The following is a 16,092-nucleotide window of genomic DNA, read 5'->3' as shown; positions in this document are numbered from 1 at the left end:
GTGCCGGGAGATCCGGTGGCGGTGGCCGCCCTGCGCGAGCTGGGACCATTGCCGGCCGAGCGTTTGCTCGGTGCCCTGGAGCTGACCGTCGCTGGCCTGGAGCTGCCGGATGCGCCGGACCTTTCGGCGTACCTGCCTCCGCCACCCGCCGGCGCTCTGTGCCTGTATTCCTCGACCGGTCACGACAGCGAGGCAGTGACCGCGGCGGTGCTGCTGGAACGGCTGCGCCCCGGCGTCGCTGATCTGGTTGTGTCGCTGGCCCGGCGGCTCGCGGCGCACCCGTCGGTTATCCCGCTGCTGGCGCAGACGCCCGACGCAGACGACGAATCCGCCATCGCGGCACAGCACGGGGCGGGGTACCTGTCCCTCGCCGTCGCCACCGCCTGCGCCGTCATCGACCAGGCGCACATCCCTCCGGTGGTCGACCGCGCGGTCGCCATGGTGGGCGTGGGGATCGGCGCCGCGGCGGTCTTGCTGCAGCAGGCGCCGATGCCGCCCACGTACGCCCCGGCTCTACTGGCCAAGATCCGAGCGGAGTATCTCCTGCCGCGCCAGGCGTTCGGCTCGGTCCGGGTGTCGACACATCGGTTCGCGTTGATCGAGGGACAGATTCCCGACAACGTCGACTTCGCCGGCAATGGTCTGGTCGCCGTGGTCGACAGCGGTGCCGTGATCCGCACTGGGGTCGCCGAGGGCGGCGTGCAGGTCCAGTTGACGGTGCTGACTGAGGGGCCGCCCGAGGTGGAGTCCGGCTGGGAGGAAGTCGTCGAGGTGAGCTGGCGGGCCGCCGAGGGCCGGGCGTCGGTGGTCGGCCCGGACGGCAACGGCGCGGCCCACCTGCAGGGCCAGACCCCGCCCTGGCCGGGTGACTATCGGCTGCGTGTGCACGCACGGAGCCGCGACGACGGCGACAACGACTTCGAGAGCTACCACCTGGTGGTATGGGCGGCGCCAGCCACGTCGCAAGTCGTGCACCGGCGCATGGACCGGCTGGGCCACCGCCTGCGTGGCGAGCCAGAGCCGGTGCGGCCGCCGCGGCCGGAGCACGCGTACCGCTGGATACGCCGCAGCCCGCTGTCGGTGGCGGCGACAGTCACCGTGGCAACCGGCGCGACGGTCGAGGAGGTACTGCTTGCCTTCGGCGCCGACCCGCACCGGTCCGCGACGATCCGCGACATCGAACAAAATCATGGCCCCGGCTCGCTCGATCCGTGGGTGGCCGTGCTCGACACAACAGGGGCGGTCCTGGCCGTGGAGTACAACGGCTTCGAGGGTTCACGCGCGCCGGTCGTGCGTACGGCATCGGCACGAGGACGGGCGGCGAGCATGTTCTGGAACGTCAACGCAGTAACCCGGCTGTCCTTCGCAGAACAAGGGCGACTACTCGCCTCGTTCGAACCGTGGGGCGACCTCGACGCCGACCCGGTGGTCACGGCCGCGCTCGCCGGGCTCGACTTCGCCGAACCCGGGTTCCGAACAGAAAAAGGGCTCGTCGCCGTCGAGCGGTTCACTGGCCGCGGCATCACCGCGGCGGATCTCGACCGGATCCAGGACGCCGGAACCGGCTTCCGCATCGCGCGCCGCGAATAACCCACACGCACCTACGGCGACTGCCTCGCGGGTTCGGAGACATGGACGATGTCGGGCGAGTCGTCTTCCCCTGGCCCGCGCGCGGGAATCCCGCCGCTCGCTGGCCCGGTGACAGCATCGGTAGGGATTCTCTGCGTATTCGACCCTGCCACCTGGCAAGGTCGACTGTGGTGCGCGGTCGATCACTACCAAGCCACGCTTGACCTAGTCGAAATGCTCGACTGGCTACGCGCTGTCCCCGACCGACAGAATCCGCGAGACGGAACCTGCGCAGACAGGCCGGGGTAGTCGCCATCCTGAGTGACAGGCTCTCGCGGGACCGGTCCAGGCCTGACGCGGATGCCAGCAGACGTTTACCATCTTCGATCATGATCTCTACCGTGTGGCGGCTACTCACCCGCCAGATCGATACCAGCCTGCCGCAGGACGACGCCGTGCTGGGCGAGGCGTGCACGCAGGCGCGGCACGGCTCCGACATCGGGCCGGCGCGGAAGGCTGTGGCTGCCACTCGGGGTGACTACGACCGTCGGGCGCGGTACGTCCGCGTGCTGGCCGAATCAACCGCTGGTGGGCTGGGATCCCGAGTCGACCGTACGACCGGCCGGGTCGACACCGAGGCCGCCTGGACCGACCGCTGGGCGGCGCGTTCGCCCGCCGATCCGGATGCTCAGCTCGTACGTGCTCGGTCCCTCATGGCACGAGCCTGGGAGGTACCGGCGGGGGCTGGGCCGCCACCGTCCGTCCGGGGCAGTGGGCTGAGTTCAACCGCCTGCTGCACCTGGCGGGACAGGTGAACGACCTGGCATTGCGGCTCGCACCCGAGGATCCCACGCCGTGGGTGAACCGGCTGGAGCTCATGATCGACCAGAGCGCGCCACGGGAGGATGTCGAGGAGACGTGGCGTGAGCTGACTCGGCGGGATCCCTGGCATCGGGAGGGGCACATACTCAAGCTGACCTACCACTGCAGGAAGTGGAGCGGCTCGCACGAGGCGATGTTCGGCTTCGCCCGGTCGGTCGCCGCCGCAGCGCCTGTGGGCTCGCCGCTGCACGTGCTGCCGGTGCGGGCCGCCGCCGAGTGGGCGCTGTGGGAGCAGGAACGCGGGGCCCCGGACAGCACCGCCGACGAAATCGGGCAGCGGTGGCGGCAGGACCCCCTCATGCAGTCCGAACTCGACAACGCGTTGTCTCGGTGGTTCCGCCAGCCGGCCACCCGGCACGCCGACTGGCTCAACGACGTCAACTTCTTGGCGTACGGGCTGGCGCGCACCGGCCGCGACGCCGACGCCGCGCCGGTCTTCGCGTCGATCGGCCGGTACATGACCAGCGTTCCGTGGTCCTGGTGGGACCACCTACGCGGCGATGCAGCCTTCATCCGAGCCCGCCGCCGCGCCCGCCACGCTGCCTGACCACCCACTGAGCCGGGTCTCAGAATTGCCGCGCATTAGCGGCGACAGATGCGGGCACGCCATCTCGTTCGGCAGGCGGCAGTCTGGCGTCGGCCCTATGTCACTCCAGGCCGTGCTGACTGGCGAGCAGTTCGACGGCGTCTTTGGCCTCCTTCAGGCCGACGCCGGTGGCTGCGCGGTATGCCTTGATGGCTTGGATCTTGCGACCGGCCCGCAGCTCCTGCAGTACCGCTCCGGGGGCGTCAGGTTCGGACGCTTGGATGCCGAGGTGGACCATGATCAGATCCAGCTTCTGCTCGACTGCGGCGAGTCTGCGGGCCTGCTGCTCGGTGGGGGCACGACGACCGCTGGCGAGGACCAGGAGCACGAGGACCAACGGCAGCATCACGGCGAATGGTACGAGCGACTCCATGCCGGTCATTGAACACCGGGTGCGCTCTGATGGCCGGCCGCGCCCTCGTCGGGGCCGAGCGCTGACCCGGTACGGGCATAGGTAAGCGCGATCAGCGGCAGACGTCGGCAGCCGGGGAGCGCGTGCTGGCCAGCGGGCTTGGATTCACCGTGGGTTTCGGCGCAGGAGCGACGCGGGACCGGGTCAACGCGATCGAGGTATGGCGTCCGCGCGAGCAGGACGTGGTTCGCTACCACGGCGGTGACATCTTCGGCTTGCCCGCGCTGGAGGTCGTGCAACGGCTGCGTGGCTTTGTCGAACTCGTGGCGAACGAGGACGACGACGGGTACACGCCAGACGTGTACCTCGCGTTATGGCGGCCGTTCGCAGCCGATGACGATCCCGATGAGACGCAGGGCTACTTCTTCCAGTCGGTCCGGCTGGCTCGGCCTGGCTACGACGACACGCCCGCCGAACCAGCGGCGCGGCTCGCCGCTGGTGGCGAACCCGGCTACTGATCCACCTCACCCGAACGCGACCGACGACGCCGGCACCATCCCATAGCGGATGGCTGCCGCACCTCCTGAGTCGTCGAGGTCTCCTCGGCCCAGCCGCCTCGCGTGGACGGGCCGTCGTGACGAACCTGTGGCGGTCGTCGCCGGGAGTCCTCGACAGCGGCGGCCGCCGGTTCGCTACCTCTTTGCGGCAAGCCGTTCTTCGCGGCAATTGCGGATGGGCGTCGATCATTCGGCGAGGAATGCGATCACGGTAGTGAGGTAGTCGTCTGGAATGGTCTCGTGCACCAGGTGGCCGGCCGCGATCGTCGTCAGCCGGGCGTCGGACAAACGATCGGCGAGTTCGGCGATGTGCTCCTGGGGGACCGGGCTCGTTGCTCCGCCACCGATGATCAGGGTGGGTGCCGTGATCCGGGCGACGATGTCGGCCCAGCCTGGATCCGGATCGTCGATCTCGGGCCGGACCTGCTCCACAACCCGCCAGTCGAAGGGCAGATCTCCCGCGGGACGGTCAGGTAGTCCCGGCGGTCGAGGGTGTGGGAAAGCAATGTCCTCAAGCACGAGTTTGCGGATGTGTCGCTGCCGTTCGGAGGCCACCACACAGGCAACCAGGCCGCCGAGGGAATGACCGACCAGGTCCACCGCGCCGGTGCCCAGTTGGTCGAGGATGCCGATGACGTCTTGCGCGAACAGATTCACGCTGTACGTGCCGGGCCAGTCACTGGCGCCGTGGCCTCGCAGGTCGACGGCGTACACCGTCCGCTCAGCACACAGGCCCGAGGCAATCACGTCCCAGTCGCGTGCGGTCTTTCCGGTGGCATGGAGCAGCACCGTGGGCGCCTTGTCCTTGTCGACGGCTTGCCATACCCGCAGTGAAAAGTGCAGGCCCCCGACCGCGATGTCCATCAATTCAGGCATACCCTGAGCCTCTCCAACCGTTGCCTCCGAATTCAACGACCCGACTTCATCTATCTGTCGGCATGCCAGCCGCACGCTCGTTGACCGCTCCCGACGCACCCGCTCATCGGCACATCCGGACGCAGGCACCCGCGATCCGGTTACGTTCCGTGACGACCGCTTCGCGGCAGAAGCGGATACTAGTCAGCGCGGCACCCGTCTCGTTTCGATGAGGGTGCGGGTGGAGTGGGCTACGAAGGCCCCTTGCTCGCGAATGTGGATGTCGAGTCGTTGGAGAGCCTTTCGGTAACGGTCGACAGTGAAGTCGGGGACCCACCAGACACATTTGCGAAGGACGTACACGACCGCGCCGATGTCGAAGAACGCCATCCGGCAGCGTGCGGTGCGCAGGTCCACGATGTGTAGTCCTGCAGAACGGGCTGCCGCAGCCTCACGCTCGGGATCACGGCCGCGCCGCTCCCGCGGTAGCGGGCCGAGGAACCATTCGATCAGTTCGAACGCCGAGGCCGGCCCGACGTGTTGGGCCAGGTAGGTGCCGCCGTCGGTCAACACGCGGGCGATCTCGGGCCAGTTGGGGCGCACCGGATGGCGGCTGGTCACAAGTTCGAAGCTGGCCTTGGGGAACGGTAAGGGCCGTCCCTGCTCGACGGGTACGACATCCACACCGCGGGGCGACAACAGGCGACGGGCACGCTCTACGTTTGGAGGCCATCCCTCTGTGACCACCATCCTCGGCGGTAGCCGTAGTGCTTCAGCGATGATCTCGCCGCCTCCGGTATCGATGTCGAGGGCCGAGGTGGCCTGGGCCAGACGCGCCGCGAGCAGACGCGAGTAACCCCATGGTGGCCGCTCTTCGGTCGCCCGGCCGTCGAGCCAGTCGAAGCTCCATCCAGATGCGTCCACCGAGGCAGCCTCATCGACCAGATCATTGAACGCGCGCACACCAACATCCTGTCGCCGCGGTCAATCCGATTCGAGCGCCGTGCAGGCATCCGGTCATCGGCACGACCGAGCAGCTGGCAGCGGCTTTTGCGCATTGAGGCGGATGGTGGCGGGCGGGCCGTCAGCGGCCAGTTCGCGCAGCATGCCGGGCGTGGTACTGGTCGCTGCGGCGTGCTGCTGCACTTCGATCAAGCGAGCTTCGGGCTGGGCGCAGGCCCACCGGCTCCGCTTCCCGCGCTGCGCCGCCTCGTCGCAGTGCACCGGTGCTGCCCGGCAGGGCTGGCACAAGCCTATCTTTAAAAACGACTGCTTGCGCAAATGATCATTTGCGCAAGCATGAAGCCATGCCCCCCTCGCTCGTGGCACCCGGCCCAGACCTCGACTCGGCCTTCGCTGCTCTCGGCGACCCCGTCCGTCGCGCCTTGGTAACTCGTCTCGCGCGGGGTGACGCTACGGTGGGAGAGCTCGCTAAACCGTTCGAGCTGACCCCACAGGCAATCTCCCACCACGTCGGTGTGCTGCGGCGGTGCGGCCTGGTCGAGCAGCGGCGCGAGGGCACCAGGCGCCCCTGCCGGCTGAGGGTCGATCAGCTGTCGCTGCTAGGCACGTGGATCGACGACCAGCGCCGCGCCTGGGACGACCGGCTCGACGCCCTTCAGCAGCACCTCACTGACGAAGGAGCGGTCCATTGACCGCCAGCTCAGAGCTCCGCGGCGACGAACTGATCGCTAAGCGCCACCTCCCGGCCGAACCCGAACGCGTCTGGGCCGCCTTCATCTCGCCGGCAAGCATCGCGGCGTTCTGGGGCGGTTCGCACGCCACCGTGCCCCCTGAGTCCGTGACCGTCGACCTGCGTCCCGGCGGAGAGTTCGCGCTCGACACCCGCGCGCCGGACGGCGCGACCCGCCGGCTCCGGTTCGTCTACGTAAGCGTCGCCGCACCGCACGAACTCGTGTTCGACGAGCCCACCACCGGCCTCCGCACAACCGTCAACGTCCGCCCCGCCGGAGGCGGCACGGATCTCACTGTCCACCAGCGTCGGCTTCCCCCTGAGCTCCGGACCGCCCAAGCAGCCGACGGGCTCGCCTCGATCCTCGACGCCCTCGCCGCGCACCTGCAGCATTGCGCTGCCACACTAGGACGGAGAACACCATGACGCAGAAGACCCAGCGCGACCTCGTCGCGGAGTACTTCGAAGGTTTCCGGACGAGCGACCACCAGCGAATCCTCGCGACCCTCACCGACGACGTCGAGTGGGTCATCCACGGCCACCGGACCACCCGCGGCAAGGCGGAGTTCGACGGCGAGATCGAGAATCCGGCGTTCACCGGCAGCCCCGAACTCGACGTCCAGCGCATCCACGAGGACGGCCCGGTCGTCGTCACCACCGGCGAGGGCCGCGGCGTCAGCGTCGACCACGGGCGGTTCCGGTTCGCCTTCAACGATCTGTTCACGTTCCGCGACGGGCTTATCGCCCGCGTCGATTCCTACGTCGTCCCGCTGCCCTGAGCCGGCGGGCGACCCAGCCGGAGAGCACTCAGGACACTGAGGGACTCCTGCTCGTCAGGGCCCGTCTCGCAAGCACCACCGTGGTGCAGGCCCACTCACATCTCGAAAACGCCACTTACCGCTCCTGCTATCGATGTCCTTGCACGCACTCTCATCGGGAGATCCGGTCGTCTCGGACGCGCTGTCAGCGGCAGATCCGGATGCCGAGCAGGTCAGTGCCGCTTGGAAAATATGTGCTTGGCACGGCAGACAGGCCTTCCCGGTGAGTGGTCAGTCAAGGCAGAATCTCGACGTACCCGTCGCTTCCGTGCACGCGGATCCGCTTCCCGTCGGGAATCAGCCGGGTCGCATCCACCACACTGACGACAGCCGGCAGGCCGTACTCCCGTGCGATCACTGCGCCGTGTGTCATCAATCCTCCGACCTCCGTCACCAGGCCTGTGATGGCGACGAAGAGGGGCGTCCAGCTCGGGTCCGTGTGGGCCGTGACGAGGATGTCACCCGGTTCGAGATCAGCCCGGGCCATGTCCAGGATGACGCGGGCGCGCCCTTCGATGGTCCCGGCAGAGACCGGTAGGCCGATCAAGGCGCCGGCCGGCACATCGTCGCGTCGGTACGCCCCGGCGATGACCTCGCCATCCGATGTCAGCACCCGGGGCGGCGTGAGCGCGTGGTACGACCGGAACGCGTCCTTGCGCTGCTGGATTAGCTTGTCATCCACCTGGTTCGAGCGCACGACGTCGTGGAGCTCCTGGAACGTGAGGTAGAAGACGTCCTCCTTCTCGGCGAGCACGTTAGCCTGCACGAGGCGCTCGGCCTCTTCGAGCAAGGCCTGCTTGTAGACGAAGTAGCGGCTGACGATGCCGTACTTCGGGTACTCCCGGTAGCCGATGAAGGTCCGGACCCGGTCGATCATCCGCTTGGTCTCGTCGGCCTTCTGCTCCCCGTCCGGCAGTGCCCGCAGGCGTTCGAGCACCTCCTGCGCCTTCTTCTGCGCCTCCTGCCGCCCTTGCTCGAAGCGCCGACTGGCGGCGCCCGCCTCGAAGTTCCTGACGTTGTCGAGGATCACGGGCACGAGCGTGGTGGGGCGCTCGCTCCACCGCGGCCTCGTGATGTCGATCTCGCCGACGCAGCGCATGCCGTACCGGTCGAGATAGGCCTCGATGGCGTCGCGCGCTACGGTCCCGCCCGCGAACTGCGGCAGCTCGTCCAGGAAGCCGTCGTCCTCGACGCCCTGCAGGAACGCCACTACCTCCGGATGCGGGCGGATCACGTCCGCGACGTCGAGCAACGCCAGTCCCATCTGCGACGTGACGTTGCCGGGGGCGGACAGCGTGAGGGTGTCGGCCGCGTTCTTCTCGCCCAGCCATTCCCGCAGCCGGTCGTTGAGCCACCAGGTGGCTTCCATCCCCGCCATGATCGCCTGCATGCTCAATGGATCACTGAGGACCCGCTTGTGCTCCTGGAAGGCCTCCAGCAGGAAGTCGAACAGCGCCGGTCCGGTCAACGTCGCGATGTCGCGCCGCAGGGCGGCGATGGACGCCTGGCTGCGCTCGATCAGCTCGGTGACGATGGCCGGATCGGTCTCGATCGGGGCGGACGCGCCGCCGAGCGGCGGCCCGCCGGGACCGCCGTCCGGGAGCGCCGGAACGAAGTCGTGGCGGTCGAGGACGGTCTCCAGCGCGTCCCTGATCAACGGATCGGACCTCCCCGCCATCTCCAGGAGGCCGGCGCGGCTCGCGGGCGAGGCCAGGTGCCGGGTGACGTCGACGAACAGCCGCCCGCCGGCCTCGTGCATCGGCGCCATGGCCGTCAGCTGCCACACGGAGAGCCCCAGTGGCTTCATGGGGTCGGTCATCATCTGCTGATGACCAACGGAGAGGTAGACGTGGTTCTCCCGGTCGCGGGCCGCGGGGATGGGGAACAGCGTGGTGATTGGCCGGCTCTGCACGATCTGGAAGTCATCGTCGACCAGGCACCATTCGATGTCCTGCGGGCGGCCGAAATGCGCTTCGATCCGCCGCCCGAGCTGCACGAGCCGCACGACCTGCGGATCCGTCAGCGCCGGCTGCTCCTGCCGCTGCGGGTCGATCGCCACGTCCTGCGTCCCGCCAGCCGGCAGGGCGTGAACGGCACGCTGTTTGGCGGCGACCGCCTTGGCGATGACCTCGCCGTCGCGCACCTTGAAGACGTCCGGGTTCACCAGGCCGGAAACCAGGGCCTCGCCGAGGCCGAAGCTGGCGTCCACGGTGGCGACCTTCCGGTTGCCCGTGACGGGGTCGGCCGTGAACAGGATGCCGGACGCATCCGGGAAGACCATCTGCTGGACGACCACGGCCATGTGGACCTTCCGGTGGTCGAAGCCGTTTCGCAGGCGGTAGGTCACGGCCCGCTCGCTGAACAGCGACGCCCAGCACCGGCTGACGTTCTGGAGGATCGCCGCCGGCCCCACGACGTTCAGGTACGTGTCCTGCTGGCCCGCGAAGGAGGCCGTCGGCATGTCCTCTGCCGTCGCGCTGGATCGCACGGCGTAGGCGGCTTGCTCACCGAGCTGGGCGAGCGCGCGGGTGATCGCCGCCGCCAGATCGCCCGGGATGGCAATCCCTTCGATGGTCCGGCGGAGCTCCGCGCTGAGCGTGCGGATCGCCTCCCGGTCATCCGGGTTCAGGCGCGACAGCTGCTCGAGCCGATCGTCGATCGACGGCGCTTCCGCCATGATTCGCCGGAAGGCGGCCGTCGTCACGCACAACCCAGCCGGCACGCGGATGCCTTCGATCCGCGACAGCCCGCCCAGGTGCGCGGCCTTGCCGCCAACGACCGCGACCCGCGTCTCGTCAACCTCTTGGAGAGCCAACACGTACTGCTCGATCATTGCGATACCACCGCGTCAAGCGTCCGCAACTGCACCGCGAATCTCATCAGCGGTTCGAGGTCGCCGCGCCCCCCGTACATCGACAACGCACCCACGTCGCGCCCCCCATTTCCTCGTCGGTGCTGTATCCGGCCGCCGATTCTGCGGCAAGACCCGGGTCTTGCCGCAAGCCCCCCTGTGCGCTATACGTTAGAAGTGGCAAGGAGTGACATCTTCTTGCCTTTGCTTTTGTCGTCCGCCGCGGACTGACTGATCCCGGTGACGATCGCCTCGGACGGTCCGCCAGCGCCGCTGGCGCTCCCGACCATCGGGGGCTGGGACATGGTGTGGTTCGTAAGGGATCCGAAATAGATCAAGGGCACCCCGTCGCGGCCTCGGCCCGTACCCTCAGATCATGTTCAAGCGACTCCTGCGGGCACCCCTGACCTGGGCGATCGTCGTCGTGCTCGCCGCCGGAGCCGGCGTCGGCCTCTACTGGTTCCAGCCGTGGAAGCTGGTCACCGATCAGCTGGTCGACGAGGCGCTGCCGGCCGTACCGGCACCGTCGGCCGCCAGCACGACGCCGTCGGGCAGCGCAAGCCCGTCGTCCACAGTGGCCGAGCAGCCGGGGATCGTCCGGCGCGGCGCCTTCGTGTCACACGAGCACAAGACGTCGGGGAGCGCGGAGCTCGTTCATCTGCCGGACGGACGTCGTCAGCTGGTCCTGCGCGACCTACGTACCTCCAACGGGCCGGATCTGCGGGTCTGGCTCACCGACCGCCCGGTCGTGGCGGGTGAGGCGGGCTGGCACGTGTTCGACGACGGCCGGTGGGTGGAGTTGGCGCGGTTGAAGGGCAATCACGGCAACCAGGTGTACGACATTCCCGGCAGCGTCGACGTCGCCGACCTGACCAGCGTTTCGATCTGGTGCAAGCGGTTCGCCGTTTCCTTCGGCGCGGCGGAGCTGGCCCCGGCATGACCGCGTGGGTCGCGTCCGGGCAACGGATCCTGGTCGTGGACGACGATCCGACCGTCAGTGACGTGGTCCGGCGCTACCTGGGCGGCGACGAGCTGCCGCTGACCGTACGCGAGTCGGTGGCCCCTCCACGGTCACCGTGCATGTGCGACGGCTGCGGGAAAAGGTCGAGGATGACGCGGCGGCGCCGCGCCGGATCGTGACCGTCTGGGGTGTCGATTCTCGCCGTGGCGCTGGTCGGCGCCGCCGCCGTCGGCGTGCCCGGCGCGGTGGCGCTCGCCGGCGTCATCGCGGTCGCGCAGGGATGTTCCTGTCGGCGCACGACCTGCGGACACCGACGCCGGGGCGCTGCGGCTCTCCCGGTCGGCGGTGCCGCTCGGCGAGGTGGTCTCCGACGCGATCGCCTCCGCCACCCCGCTGGCGCGACTCAAGGGGGTACGGCTGGCGGCGGAGGAAGCCGGGTGGCCGACCGTTGGCCATCGTGCGGGGCCTGGTCGAGGCGCACGGCGGCCGGGTCGAGGTGGCCCAACACCTCGTCCGGATGCCGCTTCGTGGTGCGCCTGCCGGCCGCCGCACGACGCGGTGACCGCGATTGTGGTTGATTCGCCTGGCGCATCGTGATTCGCCAGGCGAATCACGCTCGTTTGCCCGCACACCCTCCGGCCGCGCACGGCCGACCCCGACCATCGGCTACGGTCCACTGGACGGTCGTCGGGGGAAGCGGGAGCGAGATGCCACAGTCGGCACCGGAGAGTGTGGACGCCGTGCAGAGGATGTACGACGCGGACGCCGCGTCACAAGGGCTCGGCATCGAACTCGTCTCGGCGGGCGACGGGCGGGCGGTGGCGCGTATGCGGGTCACGGCGAAGATGGTCAACGGGCACGCCATCGCGCACGGCGGCTATCTGTTCCTGCTGGCCGACAGCGCGTTCGCCTTCGCCTGCAACAGCTACGGCCCGGTGACGGTCGCCGCCAGCGGGGACATCACGTTCATCCGGCCGGTGCGCGAGGGGGACCTGCTGGAGGCGCGCGCGCAGGAGCGCACGCGCTACGGGCGGAGCGGCATCTACGACGTCACCGTGCTGCGCGGCGACGAGGTGGTCGCGGAGTTCCGGGGCCGCAGCCGGGTCATCGAGCGAAGCTGACCACCCGTCAGCTCGTCCGGCGCTGGTCGACGATGCGGCGCATCTTCCCCACCGAGCGCTCCACCCCGTCGGGCGGCAGCACCTCGACCTCGACGCTGACCCCGACGCTGTTCTTGACCAGCGCCGCGAGGGTAACGCCTGCCCGCGTCGCCGCCACCGGGTCCGCCCCGGTGCGCCGCTCGACCCGTACGGTCAGGGTGTCCATCCGTCCCGCCCGGCCGAGCAGGCACTGGAAGTGCGGCGACAGCGCCGGGGTCCGCAGGATCAGCTCCTCGATCTGACTCGGAAAGAGGTTCACCCCGCGCAGGATGATCATGTCGTCGGTACGGCCGGTGATCTTCTCGATCCGGCGCATCGGCCGGGCGGTGCCCGGCAAGAGCCGGGTGAGGTCGCGGGTCCGGTAACGCACCACCGGCATCGCCTGCTTGGTCAACGAGGTGAGCACCAGCTCGCCCGGCTCTCCGTCCGGGAGCACCTCTCCGGTGAGCGGATCGATGATCTCCGGGTAGAAGTGGTCCTCCCAGACGTGCAGACCGTCCTTGGTCTCCACGCACTCCACCGCCACCCCCGGCCCCATCACCTCGGACAGGCCGTAGATGTCGATGGCGTGCATGTCCAGGCGCCGCTCCACCTCGTGCCGCATCTCCTCCGTCCACGGTTCGGCGCCGAAGATGCCCACCTGCAGCGAGGTGGCCCGGGGATCCACGCCCTGCCGCTCCATCTCGTCGAGGATCGCCAGCATGTAGGTCGGGGTCACCATGATGATGTCGGGCTCGAAATCGCGGATCAGCATCACCTGCCGCTCCGTCATCCCACCGGAGACGGGGATGACCGTGCAGCCCAGCTCCTCCGCGCCGTAGTGCGCGCCGAGCCCACCGGTGAAAAGCCCGTACCCGTAAGCGACATGGACCTTCTCCCCCGGCCGGCCGCCGGCGGCGCGGATCGAGCGGGCCATCAGCCGCGCCCAGCTCCGCACGTCCTCACGGGTGTAGCCGACCACGGTCGGGCGCCCCGTCGTGCCGGACGACGCGTGCAGCCGGGACACCTGCTCGCGCGGCACAGCGAACATCCCGAACGGGTAGTTGTCGCGGAGCTCGGCCTTGGTGGTGAACGGGAACCGTGCCAGGTCGTCGAGGTCGCGGCAGTCGTCGGGGTGGACGCCGGCGTCGTCGAAGGCCTTGCGGTAGTGCGGCACGTTGTCGTAGGCGTGCCGCAGCGACCAGCGCAGCCGCTCCCGTTGCAGCTCGCGCAGCTCGTCCACCGACGCCCGCTCGATCGGTTCCAGCTCGTCTCGCTGTGGGGTCCGATCCTGCACGTTTCCTCCCCGAATCTGACCGCCGCCATCGTGCGGCGACGTGCAATGTAACTGCGTGTCCCATTCTTGCGCGCAGGCCGGGGCGGACCCGCACTACCGTCGCAGCATGACCGCACGTCCACCCCGGCCGTCGCGCCGGGCCGAACCGATCGACCTCGGCACGGCTGAACTCGTACCCGACCCCGCCCGCGCCGATGGCTGGACGCTGCTGATCGACGGAGTGGAGCAGTCGTACGTGGATCTGCGGGATCCGACCCGGCTGCGCTTCGAGTACGTGCGGCGGCTGGCCTCCGTGATCGACACCGCGTCCCCCCGGGGCCGCCCCCTGCGCGTGCTGCATCTCGGCGCCGGGGCGCTCACCCTGCCGCGCTACGTCGCCGCCACCCGACCCCGGTCGACGCAACTGGTGGTGGAGCTCGACGCCGCCCTGGTCGCGCTGGTCCGGGCGGCGCTCCCGTTGCCGGGCGACGCCGACGTGCGCATCGAGGTAGGGGATGCGCGCGCAGCGATCGAGGAGCTCGCCGACGAGCGGTTCGACGTGGTCATCGCCGACGTCTACCGTGGCGCGCAGCTCCCCGCCCACCTCGCCGGCACCCGGTTCGCAGCGGCCGTCGCCCGCGTGCTCGACCCCGACGGGATCTACGCGGTCAACCTCACCGATCTCCCGCCGCTGGCCGTGAGCCGGACCCACGCGGCCACGCTGCGGACCGCGTTCGCCGAGGTCTGTCTGATCGCCGACGCGGCCCTGCTGCGCGGACGCCGTTACGGCAACGTCGTGTTCGCGGCCGCCCTGCAGCCGGGGCGGCTGCCCGTGGTGCGGTTGACCGCCGCGGCCGGGCGCGATCCGGTGGCCGGCCGGGTGTTGCACGGGGCGGAGTTCGACACGTTCACCGTCGGGGCCCGCCCGGTCGTCGACGCCGGATGAGGACGGGCCGCTACCGGGCCCTTCCGCGGCCGCCGACGCTACGGACGGTCTCGACCACCTCGTCGATCGACGCCCCCTTGAGCAGGTAGGCGATCGCTCCGGCGCTGCGCATCTCCTCGCGCGCACTGGGATCGCCGTACGCGGAGAACGCGAGGATCCGGGTGCGGGGCGATCGTCGGCGGATCCCCGCGGCGGCGAGCGCCCCGCCGCCCGGCATTCGCATGTCCAGCACGGCTACGTCCGGCTCATGCGCACAGGCGAGCGAGACCGCCTCCTCGGCGGTCTGCCCGACCGCCACGACGTCCAGATCCGGCTCGGCCGCGAACACGTCGAGAAGCGCCTCGGAGATCATCGGATCGTCGTCGCAGAGCAGCAGCCGCAACGGGCGCGGTCTGCCGTTCACGCCGACACCGCCGACGACGACGCGGGAGCGACCGGCACCCAGAACTCGACCTCGGTGCCGGAGCCGGGAGCGCTGGTCATGTTCCACCAGCCGCCGGCGATCTCCGCGCGTTCCCGCATCTCGACCAGCCCGAAGTGATCGTGCCGCAGGTGAGCGTCGCCGTCGATGCCCACCCCGTCATCGCGCACCTTGACGTGGAGCCCGTTACGGACCGACACGAGACTGATCTCGACCCTGGTGGCCCGGGCGTGCTTGCGAACGTTGGTCAACGCCTCCTGGGCGATCCGGAAGACCATGATCGCGGTTTCCCGCGGCGGCTCGTGCTCGAGGTCGACCCGGAGCGCGTGCGTCATCCCCGACTCGCCGACCACCTGGCCGAGATACGCGGCCAGGGAGTTGACCAGCCCGGTCTCCCGGTCGATCGCCGGTGGCCGCAGCCGGTAGACCAGGTCGCGCAGCCGGCCGATCGTGCCCCGCACCGTCTCGTCGAGCTTTCGCACGGCCTCCGCGTGCCCACCGCGCATGTTGCGCTCGAGCAGCTGCAGGCGCATGCCGACGGCGACCATCGACTGGATCGAGTCGTCGTGGATGTCCCAGGCGATCCGGCGCCGCTCCGCTTCCTGCGCCTCGACGAGGTGCGCGAGCAGTTGCCGGCGCTCGTCGAGGGTCTGTTGGGCGTGCCGCCGTTCCGTCATGTCCCGGGTGACCTTGCCGAAGCCCCGCAACACACCGGCCTCGTCATACAGCGCCGTGATCACCACGTTCGCCCAGAACCGCGACCCGTCCTTCCGGAGCCGCCACCCCTCGTCCTCGACCCGCCCGTCGCGCGCCGCGATCACCAGCTCCTCCGCCGGGTACCCCGCCGCGACCACGTCCGGTGGATAAAAGGTCGAAAAGTGCCGACCGATGATCTCGTCCGCCGAATAGCCCTTGATCCGCTGCGCGCCCGCGTTCCAGCTCTGGACCCGCCCCTCCGGATCCAGCATGAAGATCGCGTAGTCCAGCACGTTCTGCACGAGAAGGCGGAAGCGCTCCTCGCTCTCGCGCAGCGCCTGCTCCGCGGCGCGCCGTTCGGTCATGTCCCGGGTGACCTTGCCGAAGCCCCGCAGCACACCGGCCTCGTCATACAGCGCCGTGATCACCACGTTCGCCCAGAACCGCGACCCGTCCTTCCGGAGCCGCCACCCCTCGTCCTCGACCCGCC

General features: G+C 69.5%; 16 protein-coding genes and 2 pseudogenes. 11 read left to right on the top strand and 7 right to left on the bottom strand.

Going from position 1 to position 16,092, the window contains the following annotated elements:
* The first annotated feature begins 15 nt into the window (after positions 1–15).
* Together AB0J06_RS11160 and AB0J06_RS11155 are read left to right on the top strand one after the other, a co-directional pair.
* On the top strand, positions 16–1,590 hold the full coding sequence (locus AB0J06_RS11160) for a DUF6461 domain-containing protein (protein WP_357427154.1): 1,575 nt from the start codon (positions 16–18) through the stop codon (positions 1,588–1,590).
* Between the two features lie 790 nt (positions 1,591–2,380).
* The gene (locus AB0J06_RS11155) at positions 2,381–2,998 is read left to right on the top strand and encodes a hypothetical protein (RefSeq protein WP_357427152.1); all 618 of its coding nucleotides are present in this window, start codon (positions 2,381–2,383) and stop codon (positions 2,996–2,998) included.
* Positions 2,999–3,098: 100 nt separating this feature from the next.
* Here AB0J06_RS11155 and AB0J06_RS11150 read toward each other — a convergent pair whose 3' ends face one another.
* Positions 3,099–3,383, bottom strand: a complete 285-nt coding sequence (locus AB0J06_RS11150) for a ribosomal protein L7/L12 (protein WP_357427150.1) — start codon at positions 3,381–3,383, stop codon at positions 3,099–3,101.
* A 149-nt stretch (positions 3,384–3,532) separates the two neighbouring features.
* Here AB0J06_RS11150 and AB0J06_RS11145 point away from each other — a divergent pair, with 149 nt between their 5' ends.
* Complete coding sequence (locus tag AB0J06_RS11145; protein ID WP_357427148.1) at positions 3,533–3,907, top strand: hypothetical protein; 375 nt, start codon at positions 3,533–3,535, stop codon at positions 3,905–3,907.
* 225 nt (positions 3,908–4,132) lie between these two features.
* Here the strand turns inward: AB0J06_RS11145 and AB0J06_RS11140 are convergent, their stop codons facing one another.
* Both AB0J06_RS11140 and AB0J06_RS11135 read right to left on the bottom strand, forming a co-directional pair.
* A complete protein-coding gene (locus tag AB0J06_RS11140) occupies positions 4,133–4,822 on the bottom strand; it encodes an alpha/beta hydrolase (protein ID WP_357427145.1) in 690 nt (229 codons plus the stop codon).
* 183 nt (positions 4,823–5,005) lie between these two features.
* Positions 5,006–5,764, bottom strand: coding sequence for a methyltransferase domain-containing protein (locus AB0J06_RS11135; protein WP_357427143.1), 759 nt, complete (start codon positions 5,762–5,764; stop codon positions 5,006–5,008).
* A 344-nt stretch (positions 5,765–6,108) separates the two neighbouring features.
* On the opposite strand from AB0J06_RS11135, the gene AB0J06_RS11130 reads away from it, so the two are divergent.
* Genes AB0J06_RS11130 through AB0J06_RS11120 form a run of 3 tightly spaced genes read left to right on the top strand, consistent with a single transcriptional unit; the run spans position 6,109 to position 7,273 of the window.
* The gene (locus tag AB0J06_RS11130; protein ID WP_357427141.1) at positions 6,109–6,456 is read left to right on the top strand and encodes a metalloregulator ArsR/SmtB family transcription factor; all 348 of its coding nucleotides are present in this window, start codon (positions 6,109–6,111) and stop codon (positions 6,454–6,456) included.
* Positions 6,453–6,920, top strand: coding sequence for an SRPBCC domain-containing protein (locus tag AB0J06_RS11125; RefSeq protein WP_357427139.1), 468 nt, complete (start codon positions 6,453–6,455; stop codon positions 6,918–6,920). Before AB0J06_RS11130 ends, AB0J06_RS11125 begins: the two co-directional genes overlap by 4 nt.
* Positions 6,917–7,273, top strand: coding sequence for a nuclear transport factor 2 family protein (locus tag AB0J06_RS11120; protein WP_357427137.1), 357 nt, complete (start codon positions 6,917–6,919; stop codon positions 7,271–7,273). Before AB0J06_RS11125 ends, AB0J06_RS11120 begins: the two co-directional genes overlap by 4 nt.
* A gap of 274 nt (positions 7,274–7,547) precedes the next feature.
* Here the strand turns inward: AB0J06_RS11120 and rph are convergent, their stop codons facing one another.
* The gene (gene rph, locus AB0J06_RS11115) at positions 7,548–10,145 is read right to left on the bottom strand and encodes a rifamycin-inactivating phosphotransferase (protein WP_357427135.1); all 2,598 of its coding nucleotides are present in this window, start codon (positions 10,143–10,145) and stop codon (positions 7,548–7,550) included.
* A gap of 394 nt (positions 10,146–10,539) precedes the next feature.
* Here rph and AB0J06_RS11110 point away from each other — a divergent pair, with 394 nt between their 5' ends.
* The 4 genes and pseudogenes from AB0J06_RS11110 (at position 10,540) to paaI (ending at position 12,245) form a co-directional block, all read left to right on the top strand.
* Positions 10,540–11,103, top strand: a complete 564-nt coding sequence (locus AB0J06_RS11110) for a DM13 domain-containing protein (protein WP_357427133.1) — start codon at positions 10,540–10,542, stop codon at positions 11,101–11,103.
* Between the two features lie 124 nt (positions 11,104–11,227).
* Positions 11,228–11,317: pseudogene (locus AB0J06_RS11105) on the top strand (helix-turn-helix domain-containing protein); the annotation flags it as partial.
* Positions 11,318–11,436: 119 nt separating this feature from the next.
* Positions 11,437–11,574 (top strand): annotated as a pseudogene (locus tag AB0J06_RS11100) (sensor histidine kinase); the annotation flags it as partial.
* A 257-nt stretch (positions 11,575–11,831) separates the two neighbouring features.
* A complete protein-coding gene (gene paaI / locus AB0J06_RS11095; RefSeq protein ID WP_357427131.1) occupies positions 11,832–12,245 on the top strand; it encodes a hydroxyphenylacetyl-CoA thioesterase PaaI in 414 nt (137 codons plus the stop codon).
* Between the two features lie 7 nt (positions 12,246–12,252).
* Here paaI and paaK read toward each other — a convergent pair whose 3' ends face one another.
* Positions 12,253–13,560: a phenylacetate--CoA ligase PaaK gene (gene paaK / locus AB0J06_RS11090; RefSeq protein ID WP_357427129.1), complete on the bottom strand. Its 1,308-nt coding sequence runs from the start codon at positions 13,558–13,560 to the stop codon at positions 12,253–12,255.
* 106 nt (positions 13,561–13,666) lie between these two features.
* Between paaK and AB0J06_RS11085 the strand changes: the two genes are divergently transcribed.
* Positions 13,667–14,485, top strand: coding sequence for a fused MFS/spermidine synthase (locus AB0J06_RS11085; RefSeq protein ID WP_357427127.1), 819 nt, complete (start codon positions 13,667–13,669; stop codon positions 14,483–14,485).
* Between the two features lie 10 nt (positions 14,486–14,495).
* Here AB0J06_RS11085 and AB0J06_RS11080 read toward each other — a convergent pair whose 3' ends face one another.
* Positions 14,496–14,888 (bottom strand): response regulator transcription factor, encoded by a 393-nt coding sequence (locus AB0J06_RS11080; protein ID WP_357427124.1) that lies wholly within the window; start codon positions 14,886–14,888, stop codon positions 14,496–14,498.
* Positions 14,885–16,092: PAS domain S-box protein (locus tag AB0J06_RS11075; protein WP_357427122.1), on the bottom strand; the 1,208-nt coding region annotated here is incomplete at its 5' end. The genes AB0J06_RS11075 and AB0J06_RS11080, both read right to left, overlap by 4 nt.

Source organism: Micromonospora sp. NPDC049679 (genome assembly GCF_040659735.1).
Lineage (GTDB): Bacteria > Actinomycetota > Actinomycetes > Mycobacteriales > Micromonosporaceae > Micromonospora_I.
Note: the sequence above shows the minus strand (reverse complement) of the source record. Positions and strands in the feature narration are given on the sequence as shown.

What these genes read in the sequence shown, in the direction of transcription:
- AB0J06_RS11085 (WP_357427127.1), top strand. Translation starts at nt 13,667, where the DNA reads ATGACCGCACGTCCACCCCGGCCGTCGCGCCGGGCCGAACCGATCGAC.
- AB0J06_RS11120 (WP_357427137.1), top strand. Translation starts at nt 6,917, where the DNA reads ATGACGCAGAAGACCCAGCGCGACCTCGTCGCGGAGTACTTCGAAGGT.
- rph (WP_357427135.1), bottom strand. Translation starts at nt 10,145, where the DNA reads ATGATCGAGCAGTACGTGTTGGCTCTCCAAGAGGTTGACGAGACGCGG.
- AB0J06_RS11110 (WP_357427133.1), top strand. Translation starts at nt 10,540, where the DNA reads ATGTTCAAGCGACTCCTGCGGGCACCCCTGACCTGGGCGATCGTCGTC.
- AB0J06_RS11130 (WP_357427141.1), top strand. Translation starts at nt 6,109, where the DNA reads ATGCCCCCCTCGCTCGTGGCACCCGGCCCAGACCTCGACTCGGCCTTC.
- AB0J06_RS11140 (WP_357427145.1), bottom strand. Translation starts at nt 4,822, where the DNA reads ATGCCTGAATTGATGGACATCGCGGTCGGGGGCCTGCACTTTTCACTG.
- paaI (WP_357427131.1), top strand. Translation starts at nt 11,832, where the DNA reads ATGCCACAGTCGGCACCGGAGAGTGTGGACGCCGTGCAGAGGATGTAC.
- AB0J06_RS11150 (WP_357427150.1), bottom strand. Translation starts at nt 3,383, where the DNA reads ATGCTGCCGTTGGTCCTCGTGCTCCTGGTCCTCGCCAGCGGTCGTCGT.